Origin of the sequence: Nocardioides marmorisolisilvae (assembly GCF_003725775.1) — a bacterium.
GTDB lineage: Bacteria > Actinomycetota > Actinomycetes > Propionibacteriales > Nocardioidaceae > Marmoricola > Marmoricola marmorisolisilvae.
In genome coordinates, this window is the sequence record NZ_RJSG01000002.1 from 1342957 (window position 1) to 1358028 (window position 15072).

At 70.5% G+C, this 15072-nt stretch carries 16 protein-coding genes; 13 read left to right on the forward strand and 3 right to left on the reverse strand.

Annotation, left to right across the window (positions count from 1 at the left end):
• Positions 1 to 6 precede the first annotated feature (6 nt).
• Genes EFL95_RS10585 through EFL95_RS10610 form a run of 6 tightly spaced genes read left to right on the forward strand, consistent with a single transcriptional unit; the run spans position 7 to position 5041 of the window.
• Entirely contained in the window at positions 7 to 894 is an 888-nt protein-coding gene (locus EFL95_RS10585) for a lysylphosphatidylglycerol synthase domain-containing protein (protein WP_123233927.1), read from the forward strand.
• Positions 895 to 903: 9 nt separating this feature from the next.
• A complete protein-coding gene (locus tag EFL95_RS10590) occupies positions 904 to 1836 on the forward strand; it encodes an ABC transporter ATP-binding protein (RefSeq protein ID WP_123233928.1) in 933 nt (310 codons plus the stop codon).
• Positions 1833 to 2612 carry an ABC transporter permease gene (locus EFL95_RS10595; protein ID WP_246004897.1) on the forward strand — a complete coding sequence of 260 codons (780 nt, stop codon included), beginning with the start codon at positions 1833 to 1835 and terminating at the stop codon, positions 2610 to 2612. Before EFL95_RS10590 ends, EFL95_RS10595 begins: the two co-directional genes overlap by 4 nt.
• Complete coding sequence (locus EFL95_RS10600) at positions 2603 to 3475, forward strand: COX15/CtaA family protein (protein WP_123233929.1); 873 nt, start codon at positions 2603 to 2605, stop codon at positions 3473 to 3475. Before EFL95_RS10595 ends, EFL95_RS10600 begins: the two co-directional genes overlap by 10 nt.
• A gap of 4 nt (positions 3476 to 3479) precedes the next feature.
• Positions 3480 to 3851 carry a thiol-disulfide oxidoreductase DCC family protein gene (locus EFL95_RS10605; protein ID WP_123233930.1) on the forward strand — a complete coding sequence of 124 codons (372 nt, stop codon included), beginning with the start codon at positions 3480 to 3482 and terminating at the stop codon, positions 3849 to 3851.
• A complete protein-coding gene (locus EFL95_RS10610) occupies positions 3848 to 5041 on the forward strand; it encodes a low temperature requirement protein A (RefSeq protein WP_123233931.1) in 1194 nt (397 codons plus the stop codon). The genes EFL95_RS10605 and EFL95_RS10610 overlap by 4 nt, the downstream gene beginning before the upstream one ends.
• On the opposite strand, the gene EFL95_RS10615 is transcribed toward EFL95_RS10610, so the two are convergent.
• Positions 5031 to 5972, reverse strand: coding sequence for a heme o synthase (locus tag EFL95_RS10615; RefSeq protein ID WP_123233932.1), 942 nt, complete (start codon positions 5970 to 5972; stop codon positions 5031 to 5033). The two genes, EFL95_RS10610 and EFL95_RS10615, sit on opposite strands and share 11 nt — an antisense overlap.
• 87 nt (positions 5973 to 6059) lie before the next feature.
• On the opposite strand from EFL95_RS10615, the gene tkt reads away from it, so the two are divergent.
• From tkt to EFL95_RS10650, 7 genes are read left to right on the forward strand one after another with little or no spacing between them, the layout of a single operon-like run.
• Complete coding sequence (tkt, locus tag EFL95_RS10620) at positions 6060 to 8174, forward strand: transketolase (RefSeq protein WP_123233933.1); 2115 nt, start codon at positions 6060 to 6062, stop codon at positions 8172 to 8174.
• A gap of 42 nt (positions 8175 to 8216) precedes the next feature.
• Positions 8217 to 9320, forward strand: a complete 1104-nt coding sequence (gene tal, locus EFL95_RS10625) for a transaldolase (protein WP_123233934.1) — start codon at positions 8217 to 8219, stop codon at positions 9318 to 9320.
• Entirely contained in the window at positions 9317 to 10936 is a 1620-nt protein-coding gene (gene pgi, locus EFL95_RS10630; protein ID WP_123233935.1) for a glucose-6-phosphate isomerase, read from the forward strand. Before tal ends, pgi begins: the two co-directional genes overlap by 4 nt.
• Positions 10933 to 12471 (forward strand): glucose-6-phosphate dehydrogenase, encoded by a 1539-nt coding sequence (gene zwf, locus EFL95_RS10635; RefSeq protein ID WP_123233936.1) that lies wholly within the window; start codon positions 10933 to 10935, stop codon positions 12469 to 12471. Before pgi ends, zwf begins: the two co-directional genes overlap by 4 nt.
• A complete protein-coding gene (locus EFL95_RS10640; RefSeq protein ID WP_123233937.1) occupies positions 12468 to 13373 on the forward strand; it encodes a glucose-6-phosphate dehydrogenase assembly protein OpcA in 906 nt (301 codons plus the stop codon). The genes zwf and EFL95_RS10640 overlap by 4 nt, the downstream gene beginning before the upstream one ends.
• Positions 13370 to 14089, forward strand: a complete 720-nt coding sequence (gene pgl, locus EFL95_RS10645; protein ID WP_123233938.1) for a 6-phosphogluconolactonase — start codon at positions 13370 to 13372, stop codon at positions 14087 to 14089. The genes EFL95_RS10640 and pgl overlap by 4 nt, the downstream gene beginning before the upstream one ends.
• Positions 14076 to 14459, forward strand: a complete 384-nt coding sequence (locus tag EFL95_RS10650; RefSeq protein ID WP_123233939.1) for a hypothetical protein — start codon at positions 14076 to 14078, stop codon at positions 14457 to 14459. The genes pgl and EFL95_RS10650 overlap by 14 nt, the downstream gene beginning before the upstream one ends.
• A gap of 1 nt (position 14460) precedes the next feature.
• Here EFL95_RS10650 and EFL95_RS10655 read toward each other — a convergent pair whose 3' ends face one another.
• Entirely contained in the window at positions 14461 to 14820 is a 360-nt protein-coding gene (locus EFL95_RS10655) for an RNA polymerase-binding protein RbpA (protein ID WP_123233940.1), read from the reverse strand.
• Entirely contained in the window at positions 14820 to 15056 is a 237-nt protein-coding gene (gene secG, locus EFL95_RS10660) for a preprotein translocase subunit SecG (protein ID WP_123233941.1), read from the reverse strand. Before secG ends, EFL95_RS10655 begins: the two co-directional genes overlap by 1 nt.
• Between the last annotated feature and the right edge of the window lie 16 nt (positions 15057 to 15072).

Below are 15072 nucleotides of genomic sequence, written 5' to 3' on the forward strand. Positions count from 1 at the left end.
GGTGGAATGACGCTGCACAAGGTGCTGCACTCACGGGTGCTGCTGGTGCTCGGCACGGTGCTGGCTCTGGTCGTGCCCGTGTTGACGGTGCCCCGCCTCCCCCACGTCAGCCCCTGGCCGCTGCTCATCGCGATGGTCCCCTGGGTGCTGGCCAAGTACCTGCTCTGCCCGCTGCGCTGGCGGCTGCTGACGCCGCCCGGTCCGGACGGCCGCCAGAGCAACCTGTGGCACCTGCGCGCCTACGCCGAGGCCGAGCTGCTCGGACTCGCCACCCCGGGCCACGTCGGAGCAGACGTCTGGCGGATGCGGCGCCTGACCAAGGCCGGCCTGGGCCGCGGCGACGCCGTCCTCTCAGTCGGCCTGGACCGGCTCGTCGGGGCCGTCGGCCTGACCGTCTTCCTCGCCTTCGCCGCGACCGACCTGGACAGCCCGCTGGTGATCGTCGCGCTGGCTGTCGGCGTCGTCCTGGTCGTCGGCGCCCTGCTCGCCCGCCAGTACCGGCCGAGCCTGCTGCCCAGCGGCCCGTTGCCGAGCATGAAGGCGCTCGCCGTCGGCTTCGTCATCTCCGCGGTCTTCCAGGTCTCGATCGCCGGCCTGCTCCTCGGCGCCATCGCCGCGACCGGCCACTCGCTCTCGCTCTGGGCGATCTTCGGTGCCTTCGGGGCCAGCCAGCTCGCCGGAGCGGTGCCCGGTCCGAACGGCGCGAGCCCGCGCGAGGCCGCCCTGGTCGTGGCCCTGGCCGCTCTCGGCGTCCCGTGGCTCGCCGCCACCGCCGCGGTCACCCTCAAGGCCGCACTGGCCTGGCTGCCGGCCCTGGCTCTGGGTGGGATCAGCCTGATCCTGCTGCGCCGTCAAACCAAGGCCCTCAGCAGCCTCTCAGTCCCTGCCCTCTAGAATCCGCGGGTGCCTTCGTCCCCCGCAGTCGAGGTCGCCGGCCTCGTGATGCGGTACGGCGACAAGGTGGCCGTCGACGGCCTCGATCTCCGCGTCGAGCGCGGCACCATCACCGCGGTCCTCGGCCCGAACGGCGCCGGCAAGACCACCACGCTGGAGACCTGCGAGGGCTACCGGAAGCCGCAGGCGGGCACCGTCCGGGTGCTCGGGCTCGACCCGGTCGCCGACCACCGCGCGCTGCTCCCGCGCATCGGCGTGATGCTCCAGGGCTCCGGCGCCTGGTCCGGGGTGCGGGCGATGGAGATGCTGCGCCACATCGCCACGCTGCACGCGAACCCGCTGGACGTCGACATGCTGGCCGAGCGCGTCGGCCTCGGCGACTGCGGCCGGACGCCGTACCGCCGCCTCTCCGGGGGCCAGCAGCAGCGCCTGGGTCTCGCGATGGCCGTCGTCGGCCGGCCCGAGGTGGTCTTCGTCGACGAACCGACCGCCGGGATGGACCCGCTGGCGCGGCGCACCACCTGGGAGCTGCTCACCGAGCTGCGCGACGACGGTGTCACCGTCGTCCTCACGACCCACTACATGGACGAGGCCGAGCGCCTCGCCGACCAGATCCACATCATCGACCACGGCCGGATGATCGCCAGCGGTTCGCCGCTCGAGCTGACCCGGGGTGGCACCGCGACGATCCGGCTGGTCGTCACCAAGCCGTTCCCGGACGGCGCACCCGCCAGCCTGCAGGCCGCCCTCGGTGACGGCGTCGAGGTCACCCCGATCAACGAGGTCAGCCTCCTGGTCACCGGACCGGCCGACCACACCACGCTGGCCACCGTCGGTCGCTGGTGCGAGGAGCAGGGCGTGCTCCCGGAGTCGCTCAACCTGGGCCAGCGCAACCTCGAGGATGTCTTCCTCGAGCTCACCGGACGGGAGCTGAAGCCGTGAGCGGCACCTTCACCCCGATGCCCGGAGGCGCGCCCCTGCTCCGGCAGGTCGCTGCCCAGGCGAGCATGGAAGCCCGGTTGATGCTCCGCAACGGCGAGCAGCTGCTGCTGGCCGTGGTGATCCCGGTGATCGTGCTCATCGGCGGCGTCCAGGCGGCCAAGCACGAGGGGTTCGACTTCGGGCTCCCGCAGAAGCCGATCGACGCGCTGACCCCGGGTGTCCTCGCCCTGGCGGTGATGTCGACCGCGTTCACCTCGCTCGCCATCGCGACCGGCTTCGAGCGCCGGTACGGCGTCATCAAGCGCCTCGGTGCCTCGCCGCTCCCCCGGGCCGGACTGCTGGTCGGCAAGATCGGCGCCCTGTTCCTCGTCGAGCTCCTCCAGGTCGTGGTGATCAGCGCGGTCGCCTTCGCGATGGGCTGGAACCCGCACGGCGGGGTCGTGACGGTGCTGCTGGGTCTGGAGACGGTGCTGCTCGGCACGGCGGCCTTCGCCAGCCTCGGACTGCTCGTCGCCGGGACGCTTCGTGCCGAGGCGACCCTGGCCGCAGCGAACCTGATCTACCTGCTGCTCATGGCCGGCGGTGCCGTGGTGCTGCCCGCGTCGTCGTACGGGGCTGGTGAGCAGGTGCTGACGTTCCTCCCGTCCGGAGCCCTCGGCGAGGCCATGCGCGGCGCGCTCATCCACGGTGACTGCTACGGCCGCGACCAGCTCGTCCTGCTCGCCTGGGCCGTTCTCGGCACCGTGATCACCGCAAGGACCTTCAAGTGGGAGTGAACCTGGCGGGCCGTCTGCGCACCTTGGCGTGGGCGACCCTGATCGCCAACATCGTCATCGTGGTGACCGGAGGCGCGGTCCGGCTGACCGGGTCCGGCCTCGGCTGCCCGACCTGGCCTCGTTGCACCGACGACGCGCTCACCCCGCGGCACGCGCTCACCGCGCACTCCGCGATCGAGTTCGGCAACCGGTCCCTGACCTTCGTGCTCACCGCGATCGCCGTGCTGACGTTCATCGCGGCGTACCAGGCCGTGAAGGCCGGCGGGCGCACGCAGCTGCGCACGGTCGCGTTCTGGCTGGCCCTGTCGATCCCGGCCCAGGCCGTGCTCGGCGGCATCACGGTGAAGACGCACCTGAACCCGTGGGTCGTCGGGTTCCACCTGCTGTTCTCGATGTCGATCATCGGGCTCGCCGCCGTCTACATCCGGATGATGGACGGGCCGCTCCCGGCCCCGACGGCCGGCCGCCCGGTGACGCTGCTCGCCTGGGCGATGGGTGCCGCGGGCGTCGCCGTCCTGGTGGTCGGCACGATCGTCACCGGCTCCGGACCGCACGCCGGCGACGACCACTCCAAGCGCAACGGCCTCTCACCCCTGCAGCTCAGCCAGCTGCACGCCGACCTGGTGTTCCTCTTCGTCGGCCTCACGATCGGCCTGCTGTTCGTGCTCTGGGCCACGGGTGCGCGACCTGAGGCCCTCCGCGCTGCCAGACTGCTGCTGATCGTGGAGATCGCCCAGGGCGCCATCGGCTTCGTGCAGTACTTCACGCACCTACCGGTGGTCCTGGTCGGGTTCCACATGCTCGGGGCCGCGCTGATCATGGCGGTCATGACCTGGACGGTGCTGTCGACACGAGAGGCGTAGCGCGATGGGCGGAACCGGCGGACACCTGGTGTACGACGCCGACTGCGGCTTCTGCACCCGTTCCGCGCACTGGCTCGACGAGGCCCCCGTCGCCTGGCACACCCTGGACCTGGACGCCGTGCAGGTGACCCAGGCCGAGGCGGACGCCAACGCCGGCTACCTGGAGGGCGGGAAGATCACCCACCTCGGCGCCGATGCGATCGGCGCAGCGCTCCGAGCGAAGCGAGGAGGCGGCCGCCTGCTGGGGATCTTGCTCGCGACGCCCGGGATCCGCGAGATCGCCCACCTCGTCTACCCCCGGATCGCAGCGAACCGCCACCGGATGCCCGGCGGCACCGCCGCCTGCAAGATCGAGCCTCCGAAGGAGTCGCGATGAGCTACACCTACGTGCCGTGGCGCCTCCCGCTGGACGGCCGCGACCCCGACGAGGAGCACCGCGCCTCCACACCGCTCGAGCTGCTCTTCGACCTGAGCTTCGTCGTCGCGGTGGCTGCCGCCGCCGCCTCCCTGCACCACGAGCTGGAGTTCGGCCACTTCGACGGCCTGGTCCCGTTCGCGATGATGTTCTTCGGCATCTGGTGGGCGTGGCTGAACTACTCCTGGTTCGCCAGCTCCTACGACACCGGTGACGTCGTCTTCCGCCTGGTGACCTTCGTGATCCTGACCGGGGTGCTCGTGCTCGCGGCCGGGGTCCCGCGCGTCTTCGACGACGACCCGGACTTCAAGATCGTCGTGGTCGGCTACCTGATCATGCGGGCCGCACTGGTCCCGATGTGGCTGCGGGTAGCCCACGACTCCCCCGGGGTCCGCCCGATCGCCCTGCGCTACGCAGCCGGCATCACCGTCGTCCAGATCCTCTGGGTCGCCCGCCTCGGCTTCCCGGACGGCGCGGTCGGCATCCTCAGCTTCATCTCGCTGGCGGTCGCCGAGATGGCGATCCCGTACTGGGCCGAGAACAGCATCGAGGAGTACACGCCCTGGCACGTCGAGCACATCGTCGAGCGGTTCAGCCTGTTCACGATCATCGTCCTCGGCGAGGTCATCCTGGCCACCACCCAGGCGATCTCGGCCACGCTGGACGGCCACGGACTCACCTGGGACCTGACCGGCGTGATCGCCGGCGGATTGTTGCTCGTCCTCTCGCTCTGGTGGATCTACTTCAAGCGCTCCATGGAGGAGTGCATCAACGGCCGGAACGGGTTCGTGTTCGGCTACGCGCACTACTTCCTGCTCGGCTCGGTCGCCGCGCTCGGCGCCGCCCTGGCGACCTGCGTCAACGTGGTCGAGCACGACGCCGAGGGCATCGGTCCCACATCCGCAGCCCTCTGCGTCTCAGCCGCGGTCAGCGTCTACCTGCTGGCCCTGGGCAGCATCCACGCCTACGGCGATCGCAGCTTCCGCACGATGACCGGTCCGGTCGCGATCGCTGCGCTGACGTTCGTCGCCGCGTTCATCGGTACGGCGCTCACCGACCACGTCGGGCTGAGCGTGCTGCTGATCGGCGTCGTCGCCACCGGCGCCGTGGTCGACCACCAGGTCCGACGCGCGCCGCTGACTACCGGCTGAGCAGCGGGTCGAGGGCGACCGCGACGAACAGCAGCGACAGGTACAGGTTCGACCAGTGGAAGAGCCGCATCGGCTTGATCACGCTCAGGTCGTCGCTGGTGCGCGAGCGCGCCCACATCAGGTGCGCCTCGACGAGGAACGTCGCCCCCAGCACCACCGCGGCGATCGGGTAGAACACGCCCGTGCCCGCGATCGGCCACAGGGCCAGCGAGACCGCGACCATCACCCAGGAGTAGGCCACGATCTGACGGGCGACGGCCTCGCCCGAGCGCAGCACGGGCAGCATCGGGACGTCGACCGCCGCGTAGTCGTCGCGGTAGCGCATCGCCAGCGCCCAGGTGTGCGGGGGCGTCCAGAAGAAGACGACCAGGAACAGCACCACCGGCGCCCAGGCCAGCCCGTTGGTGACCGCGGTCCAGCCGATCAGAGCCGGGAAGCAGCCGGCGAGCCCGCCCCAGACGATGTTCTGGGTGGTCCGGCGCTTGAGCACCATCGTGTAGACGAAGAGGTAGAAGGCCGAGGCGGCCAGGGCGAGACCGGCCGAGAGCCAGTTCACCCAGAGTCCGAGCACCAGCGTCGAGACGATCGCCAGGACGATGCCGAAGACGAAGGCCGCCCGCGGGGACACGATGTGCCGCGGCAGCGCCCGGCGACGCGTGCGGCGCATCTGCTCGTCGATGTCGCGGTCGTAGACGCAGTTGAGGGCGTTCGCGCTCCCGGCGGACAGGGTGCCGCCGAGGACGGTGGCCACCACGAGCCCGAGCGACGGAACCCCCTGGGCGGCGAAGAACATCACCGGCACGGTGGTCAGCAGCAGCAGCTCGATGACCCGGGGCTTGGTGAGCCCGACGTAGGCCGCGATGACGTCCCGCAGGGTCGCTCCAACAGGCGTCTGTCCGGTGACGGACGCGTGGGAGTCGACCGCGGTCACGCAGGCCCTCGCCTTCTACTCGTCGCTGTAGCCCGCGTGAGTCTATCCCGGTTCCAACGGCCGTTCTGCCGTGGGTAGGCTCGCCCCATGAGCCGTGTCACCACGCTGGAATGGACCGATCTCGACAAGCGCGCCGTGGACACCGCTCGCTGCCTGGCCATGGACGCCGTGCAGAAGGTCGGCAACGGGCACCCGGGCACCGCGATGAGCCTCGCGCCGGCGGCGTACCTGCTCTTCCAGAAGAAGATGCGGCACGACCCGGCCGACCCGAACTGGTCCAACCGTGACCGTTTCGTCCTGTCCTGCGGCCACTCCTCGATCACCCTCTACACCCAGCTCTACCTCGGTGGCTGGGGTCTGGAGCTCGAGGACCTCAAGGCGCTGCGCACCTGGGGCAGCCGGACCCCGGGACACCCGGAGCACGGTCACACAGCCGGCGTCGAGACCACCACCGGCCCGCTCGGCCAGGGCGTCGCGAACGCGGTCGGCATGGCGCTGGCAGCGCGGCGCGAGAAGGGGATGTTCGACCCCGAGGGCACCGACGGTCCGTTCGACCACCACGTCTACGCGATCTGCTCGGACGGCGACCTCGAAGAGGGAGTCAGCGCCGAGGCCTCCTCGATCGCCGGCCACCAGGGCCTGGGCAACCTCACCCTCATCTACGACAACAACCGGATCAGCATCGAGGGCGACACCAACATCGCCTTCACCGAGGACGTCGCGAAGCGCTACGAGGCCTACGGCTGGCACGTCCAGCACGTGGACTGGACCCACAACGGGGACCACACCGACGCGAAGAACTACCACGAGGACGTCCCGGCGCTCTGGGAGGCGCTCAACGCGGCCGAGGCCGTCACGGACAAGCCCAGCCTGATCGTGCTCTCCACGATCATCGCCTGGCCCGCCCCCAACGCCCACAACACCGGCGCCTCGCACGGCTCGGCCCTGGGCAACGAGGAGGTCGCCGCGACCAAGAAGATCCTCGGCTTCGACCCCGAGCAGACCTTCGAGGTGCCGGCCGAGGTCATCGAGCACACCCGCACGCTCCTCGAGCGCGGCAAGGAGTACGGCGCCGCCTGGGACGAGCAGTACGCCACCTGGTCCGCGGCGCACCCCGACCGCGCCGAGCTGCTGCACCGGCTGAAGTCCCGGAGCCTGCCTGAGGGCTGGGACGCCGACCTGCCGACGTACGAGGCGAGCGAGGGCGGTGTCGCCACCCGCAAGGCGTCGGGCCAGGTGATCAACGCAGTCGCGGCGCACCTGCCCGAGCTGTGGGGCGGCTCCGCCGACCTGGCCGAGTCGAACAACACCACCATCGAGGGCGCTCCGAGCGTCACGCCGGACGCCTGGCAGACCACGTACTGGAGCGGCAACCCGTACGGCAGGGTGCTCCACTTCGGCATCCGCGAGCACGCGATGGGCTCGATCATGAACGGGATCACGCTGCACGGCGGGACCCGCGTCTTCGGCGGCACCTTCCTGGTCTTCTCCGACTACATGCGCCCGGCCGTGCGGCTCGCCGCGCTGATGGCGCTGCCGACGATCTACGTCTGGACCCACGACTCGATCGGCCTCGGCGAGGACGGCCCGACCCACCAGCCGATCGAGCACCTGGCCGCGCTGCGCGCGATCCCTGGCCTGGACGTGGTGCGGCCCGCCGACGCGAACGAGACCGTCGCGGTGTGGAAGGCCACCCTGAAGCACACCGACCGCCCGGTCGCACTGGCCCTGACGCGCCAGAACGTACCCACCTTCCCCCGCGGCGAGCAGGGCTTCGCCGACGCCGAAGGCGCCGAGAAGGGCGGTTACGTCCTGCTCGACACCGAGGGTCAGCCCGACGTCATCCTGATCGGCACCGGCTCGGAGGTGCAGCTGGCGGTCGCGGCCCGCGAGCAGCTCGCTGCCGACGGGATCAACGCCCGCGTCGTCTCGATGCCCTCGCTCGAGTGGTTCGCCCAGCAGACCCAGGCCTACCGTGACGCGGTCCTGCCGCCGATCGTCAAGGCACGCGTCAGCGTCGAGGCCGGCATCTCCCAGGGGTGGCGCGAGATCGTCGGCGACGCCGGTCGCAGCGTTTCCCTCGAGCACTACGGGGCATCGGCAGACTTCAAGACCCTGTACGCCGAGTTCGGCATCACCCCCGAGGCCGTCACGCTTGCCGCCCGCGAGTCGATCCGGGCCGTCGAGGCGCTCAGCAGGTAGCAGCACCGGGGTTCATTACTTTCGAAGAGGAGAGGGAGCACCATGTCCGACCGTTTGAAGAAGCTGTCCGAGGCGGGTGTCTCCATCTGGCTCGACGACCTGTCCCGCGAGCGCCTGGAGACCGGCAACCTCGCCGACCTGGTCAAGAACTCCTCGGTGGTCGGCGTGACCACCAACCCGTCGATCTTCCAGGCCGCGCTGGCCGACGGCGAGCGGTACGACGACCAGGTCCGCTCGCTCGCCGCTGACGGCGCCGACGTGGACCGCACCGTCTTCGAGCTCACCACGACCGACGTCCGGGACGCCTGCGACGTGATGCGCCCGGTCTTCGACGCCACCGACGGCGTCGACGGGCGGGTCTCGATCGAGGTCTCCCCCGACCTCGCCCACGACACCGACGCGACCATCGCCGAGGCCAAGCGCCTCTGGGACGCGGTCGACCGCCCGAACGCCTACATCAAGATCCCGGGCACTCCCGAGGGGTGGCCCGCCATCACCGCCACCGTGGCCCAGGGCATCGACGTGAACGTCACCCTGATCTTCGGCCTCGACCAGTACCGCGGGGTGATGGAGGCCTTCATCGCCGGCATCGAGCAGGCGCAGGCCAACGGTCACGACATCGCGAAGATCCACTCGGTGGCCAGCTTCTTCGTCTCCCGGGTCGACACCGAGATCGACGCCCGCCTGGAGAAGTCCGGCGCGGACAAGGCGCTGTTCGGCCGCGCCGGTGTGGCCAACGCACGCCTCGCCTTCGAGATGTTCGAGGAGTTCTTCGGCACCGAGCGCTGGGCGTCGCTCGAGCAGGCAGGCGCCCGCCGCCAGCGCCCGCTCTGGGCGAGCACGGGTGTCAAGAACCCGGACTACGACGACACTATGTACGTCATCGACCTGGTCGTCGAGGACACCGTGAACACGATGCCGGAGAAGACCCTGGACGCCGTCGCCGACCACGGTGAGGTGAAGGGCGACCAGGTCCGGCCGTTCTACGCGGACGCGCACCGGACGATGGACGAGCTGGCAGCCGCGGGGATCGACTACGACGACGTCATCGACGTGCTCATCCGCGAGGGCGTCGAGAAGTTCGTCAAGGCGTGGAACGAGCTCCTCGGGACCGTCGAGGCGAGCCTGGCCCAGGCCGGCCGATGAACGGACCGGTCGACCCGGTACACACCGACGGCTGGTCCCAGCTCGGCAAGCTCGCGGCCGGGTTCCAGCCGGACCTCCGCGCTGCCTTCGCCGACGATCCGGACCGCGCCCAGCGGTTCGCGTTCGCGGCCGCCGACCTGCACGTGGACCTGTCGAAGAACCTCGTCGACGCCGACGTCCTGGCCGCCCTGCTCCAGCTGGCCTCCGACGTCGGCCTGGAGACCCGCCGCGACGCGATGTTCCGCGGCGAGCACGTGAACGCCACCGAGAACCGCGCCGTGCTGCACACCGCCCTGCGGCTGCCGGAGGGCGCCACGCTCGAGGTGGACGGCAAGGACGTCGTCGCCGAGGTGCACGAGACGCTGCGGCGGATCTACGACTTCGCCGACCGGGTGCGCTCCGGGGCCTGGACCGGCGTGACCGGCCAGCGGATCCGCACGGTGGTGAACATCGGCATCGGTGGCTCCGACCTCGGCCCGGTGATGGCGTACGAGGCGCTCAAGCCCTACGTCCAGGACGGCCTGGAGTGCCGGTTCATCAGCAACATCGACCCGACCGACGCCGCGACCAAGCTGGCCGGCCTGGATCCGGCCACGACGCTCTTCATCGTCTCCAGCAAGACCTTCGGCACCCTGGAGACCCTGACCAACGCCCGGCTCTGCCGCAGCTGGCTCATGGAGAACCTGCCGCAGTCCGAGCGCAGCGAGGCCGTGGCCCGGCACTTCGTGGCGGTCTCCACGGCCCTGGACAAGGTCGCCGACTTCGGGATCGACCCGCAGAACGCGTTCGGGTTCTGGGACTGGGTCGGCGGCCGCTACTCCATCGACTCGGCGATCGGTACCTCGCTGGCGGTCGCGATCGGCCCCGCAGGCTTCGCCGAGTTTCTCGCCGGCCTGCACGCGATCGACGAGCACTTCCGCACCACACCGCTCGAGCGCAACGTCCCGGCCCTGATGGGACTGCTGAACGTCTGGTACACCAACTTCCTCAGCGCCCAGACGCACGCGGTGCTGCCCTACTCCCAGCTGCTGCACCGGTTCCCGGCGTACCTGCAGCAGCTCACCATGGAGTCCAACGGCAAGGGCGTGCGCTGGGACGGCACCAAGGTCGACACCGACACCGGTGAGATCTTCTGGGGCGAGCCCGGTACCAACGGCCAGCACGCGTTCTACCAGCTGATCCACCAGGGCACCCGGCTGATCCCGGCGGACTTCATCGGGTTCGCGAACCCGGCCTACCCGCTCAAGGACGGCGAGACCGACGTCCACGAGCTGCTGATGGCCAACTTCTTCGCCCAGACCCAGGCGCTGGCCTTCGGTCGCGAGGCGCCGCCGGACCAGCCGTACCGGAACTTCTCCGGCAACCGGCCGACCACCTCGATCATGGCGCCCGCGTTGACCCCGGCGGTCCTCGGCCAGCTGATCGCGCTCTACGAGCACATCACCTTCACCGAAGGTGCGGTCTGGGGCATCGACAGCTTCGACCAGTGGGGCGTCGAGCTCGGCAAGAAGCTGGCCCTCGACCTGGTCGACGTCGTCGCCGGCAAGGACGACGGCGCCAGCCAGGACGCCTCGACCCGAGCACTCGTCGACTACTACCGGGAGCACCGCTCGTGACCCAGGACGCGAACTCGTACGTGAACCCCCTGCGGGACATCGAGGACCGCCGCCTCCCGCGGATCGCCGGCCCCTGCGGGATGGTGCTCTTCGGAGTCACCGGAGACCTGTCGCGCAAGAAGGTCATGCCGGCGATCTACGACCTCGCCAACCGCGGACTGCTGCCGCCCGGGTTCAGCCTGGTCGGCTTCGCCCGCCGCGACTGGGCCGACCAGGACTTCGCGCAGATCGTGCACGACTCGGTGCGCGAGCACGCCCGCACCGAGTTCCGCGAGGAGGTCTGGAACCAGCTCGCCGAGGGGTTCCGGTTCGTCCCCGGTGACTTCAACGACGACCTGGCCTTCGACCAGCTGCGCCGCACGATCGAGGAGCTCGACGAGGTCCGTGGCACCGGCGGCAACCACGCGTTCTACCTGGCCATCCCGCCCACGTTCTTCGGCGACGTGGCCGCCCAGCTCAAGGAGCACGGCCTGGCGGAGCCGCAACCGGGTTCCTGGCGCCGCGTGGTGGTGGAGAAGCCGTTCGGCCACGACCTGGAGTCCGCGCGCGAGCTGAACGAGATCCTGGCGACCGTCTTCGACTCGGGCTCGATCTTCCGGATCGACCACTACCTGGGCAAGGAGACGGTCCAGAACATCCTGGCGATGCGGTTCGCCAACAACCTGTTCGAGCCGATCTGGAACTCCAACTACGTCGACCACGTGCAGATCACCATGGCCGAGGACGTCGGCATCGGCGGTCGCGCCGGCTATTACGACGGAGTGGGCGCCGCCCGCGACGTCATCCAGAACCACCTGCTCCAGCTGATGGCGCTGGTCGCGATGGAGGAGCCGGTCTCCTTCGACGCCGAGAGCCTGCGCACCGAGAAGCTCAAGGTGCTCAGCTCGATCTCCGCGCCGCCGCGCCTGGATCTGGCCACCGCTCGGGGCCAGTACGCCGCCGGCTGGTCCGGCGGCGAGAAGGTGATCGGGTTCTGCGAGGAGGAGGGCATCAAGAAGTCCTCCACCACCGAGACGTACGCCGCCGTGACCCTGAACGTCGACACCCGCCGCTGGGCCGGGGTGCCGTTCTACCTGCGCACCGGCAAGCGCCTGGGCCGCCGGGTCACCGAGGTAGCGATCGTCTTCAAGCGGGCGCCGCACCAGCCGTTCGCGAAGACCGCGACCGAGGAGCTCGGCCAGAACGCGATCGTGATCCGGGTGCAGCCCGACGAGGGCATGACCATCCGGTTCGGCTCCAAGGTTCCGGGCACCGCGATGGAGATCCGGGACGTGAACATGGACTTCGCCTACGGCGGGTCGTTCACCGAAGCCTCCCCCGAGGCCTACGAGCGGCTCATCCTCGACGTCCTGCTCGGCGATCCGCCGTTGTTCCCCCGGCACGAGGAGGTCGAGCTCTCCTGGAAGATCCTCGACCCGATCCTGGCCCACTGGGCGAAGAAGGGTAAGCCGGACCAGTACCCGGCCGGGACCTGGGGACCGGAGTCCGCTGACGCGATGCTGGCCCGCGACGGCCGAGTCTGGAGAAGGCCATGACCGAGCTGCTGAACACCAACTCCGCGCAGATCGCGGCCGAGTTCGTCCGCAGCCGTACCAAGGCCGGCAGCCCGGCGATGGGCATGGTGATGACCCTGGTCATCGTCGTCGACGAGGAGCACGCCCACGACGCCCTCGCCGCCGCTCGCCAGGCATCGCGCGAGCACCCGGCACGGGTCCTGGCGATCATCCTCGGCGACGCGCGGGGCGCGGCGGTCGTCAACGCCCAGGTCGGCATCGGCGACGACTGGACCGGGGAGACGGCGATCATCCGCCTCAAGGGCGAGGTGGTGAGGCACTCGGAGTCCGTGGTCCTGCCGCTGCTCCTCCCCGACTCCCCGGTGGCCGTCTGGTGGCCGAACGACCCGCCGTCGGACCCGGCCGCCGACCCTCTCGGCGCTCTCGCGCAGCGCCGGATCACCGACGCGGCAGCCGCGACCCGGAGCAAGACCCGCGCGATGCACACCCAGTGCGCGTCGTACACCAAGGGCAACACCGACCTGGCCTGGACCCGCATCACCCCCTGGCGAGCCCTGCTGGCCGCGGCCCTGGACCAGCAGCCGCTCAAGGTGCGCCGCGCCAGCGTCACCGCGGAGCGGATCAGCCCGAGCGCCGACCTGCTCCAAGCCTGGCTCAACGACCGCCTGCGGGTGCCGGTGGACCGGGAGAACTCCGCCGGCCCGGGGATCACCGAAGTCGTCCTGGAGACCCAGGAGGGTCCGATCCGGATCAGCCGCAAGGACGGCCGGCTCGCGACGTTCTCCTCGCCGGACCGCCCGGACCGACCGGTGGCCCTGCGCCGGCGCGACCTGCCCGACCTCCTGGCTGAGGAGCTGCGCCGCCTCGACGAGGACGACGTCTACCAGGCGACGGCCAAGCGGCTGCTGAAGATGCACCCATGACCCGCGACGTCGCGGTCCTCAGCGACGCCGAGGCCGTGGCCGAAACGGTCGCCCAGCGGTTCCTGGCCCGGATGGCCGCTGCCCAGGAACGCGGAGAGACTCCCGACGTCGCCCTCACGGGCGGCACCGTCGCTCGTCTCGTCCACCGTCAGATCGCCGCGCACGCGCACGAGCACCCGATCGACTGGACCCGGATCACCTTCTGGTTCGGCGACGAGCGCTTCGTGGCGGCCGACAGCCCGGACCGCAACGAGCTGCAGGCGCGGGCGGACTTCCTGGACGCCGTCGGTGCGACCCGGGTCAACGCCATCCCGAGCACGGCCGAGGCCTCGGGCGTGAGCGATGCAGCCGACCGCTACAGCGCGCAGCTCCGCTCCGAGGGAAGCGGCGAGTTCGACCTCGTCATGCTCGGCATGGGCCCGGACGGCCACGTGGCCTCGCTCTTTCCCGGCCACCCGCAGCTGGACGACCACGACCACATCGCCGTGGGGCTCACGGACTCCCCCAAGCCCCCACCCGAGCGGGTCTCGCTCACCTTCGACGCCCTGAACCGGGCCCGCGCCGTCTGGTTCCTGGTCACCGGGGCCGAGAAGGCCGAGGCCACCCAGCGGGCGTGGGCGTTCGACGGCAGCGTCGCCGAGACGCCGGCACGCGGGATCAGCGGGCCGTCGGTGACCTGGTTCGTCGACGAGGCGGCCGCGGGTGACCAGCGCTGACGCGTGGTTCGGGCTGCTGCCCGAGCTCGAGACCTGGGCGGAGGTCCAGGTCGGCGGACCCGACTCCATGACGTTGACCTGCGCCGGTGTGAGCCGCGAGCTCCGCCTGACGCCCGACCAGTGGGACGACATCGTCAGCATCCCCTTCGGCGGGAACACCGAAGGGGCCGCCGGACTGATCCGCGCCGCGTGGGGACGCGCTGGGGCCAGCGACCGCTTCCTGGTCTACGACGGCCAGTACGACGTACAGCCGTCACCGACCGCAGCGTGGGTCGATCCCGGCCGCGCAGCCTTCGAAGCAGCCGTCGATGAAGCCCTTCAGGCGGGACGACAGGGCTTGCACTGGTCAGCCGAGCGCGACCAGACCTGAATCAGAAGATGACGTCGCCGGACTTGCGGCGAGCCCGCAGCGTCTGGAGCGCCTCTTCCAGGATGTCCTTGGCCTCGGCGTCGGAGCGGCGCTCCTTCACGTAGGCCAGGTGCGTCTTGTACGGCTCGACCTTCTTCGGCGGCGGCGGGTTCTCCGAGTCGATGCTGGAGGGCAGGCCGCACTTGGGGCAGTCCCAGGACTCCGGGACCTGCGCCTCGACCGCGAACGCGATCAGGGTGCGGTGCTCCTGGGAGCAGAAGTAGGTGATGTTCTGCCGCGGGGCGGCCTCGCCGCGCTCCGCCTCGCCCATCGGGCCGGCACCGACGCGGCTGCCACGAATGGCGCTTCCTCCGCCGGCCATCAGGCGTTGGTCTTCAGCAGGAGGCCGAGGCCGATCACGCAGGCGAACCAGACCAGGCCGATGCCGATGGTGATCCGGTCCAGGTTGCGCTCAGCCACCGAGGATCCGCCGAGACCGCTCGAGACGCCGCCTCCGAACATGTCGGACAGGCCGCCACCACGGCCCTTGTGCAGGAGCACGAGCAGGACCATGAGGATGCTCGAGACGACGAGCAGGATCTGGAAGACGGTAATCACGGCGTGAATGCTAACT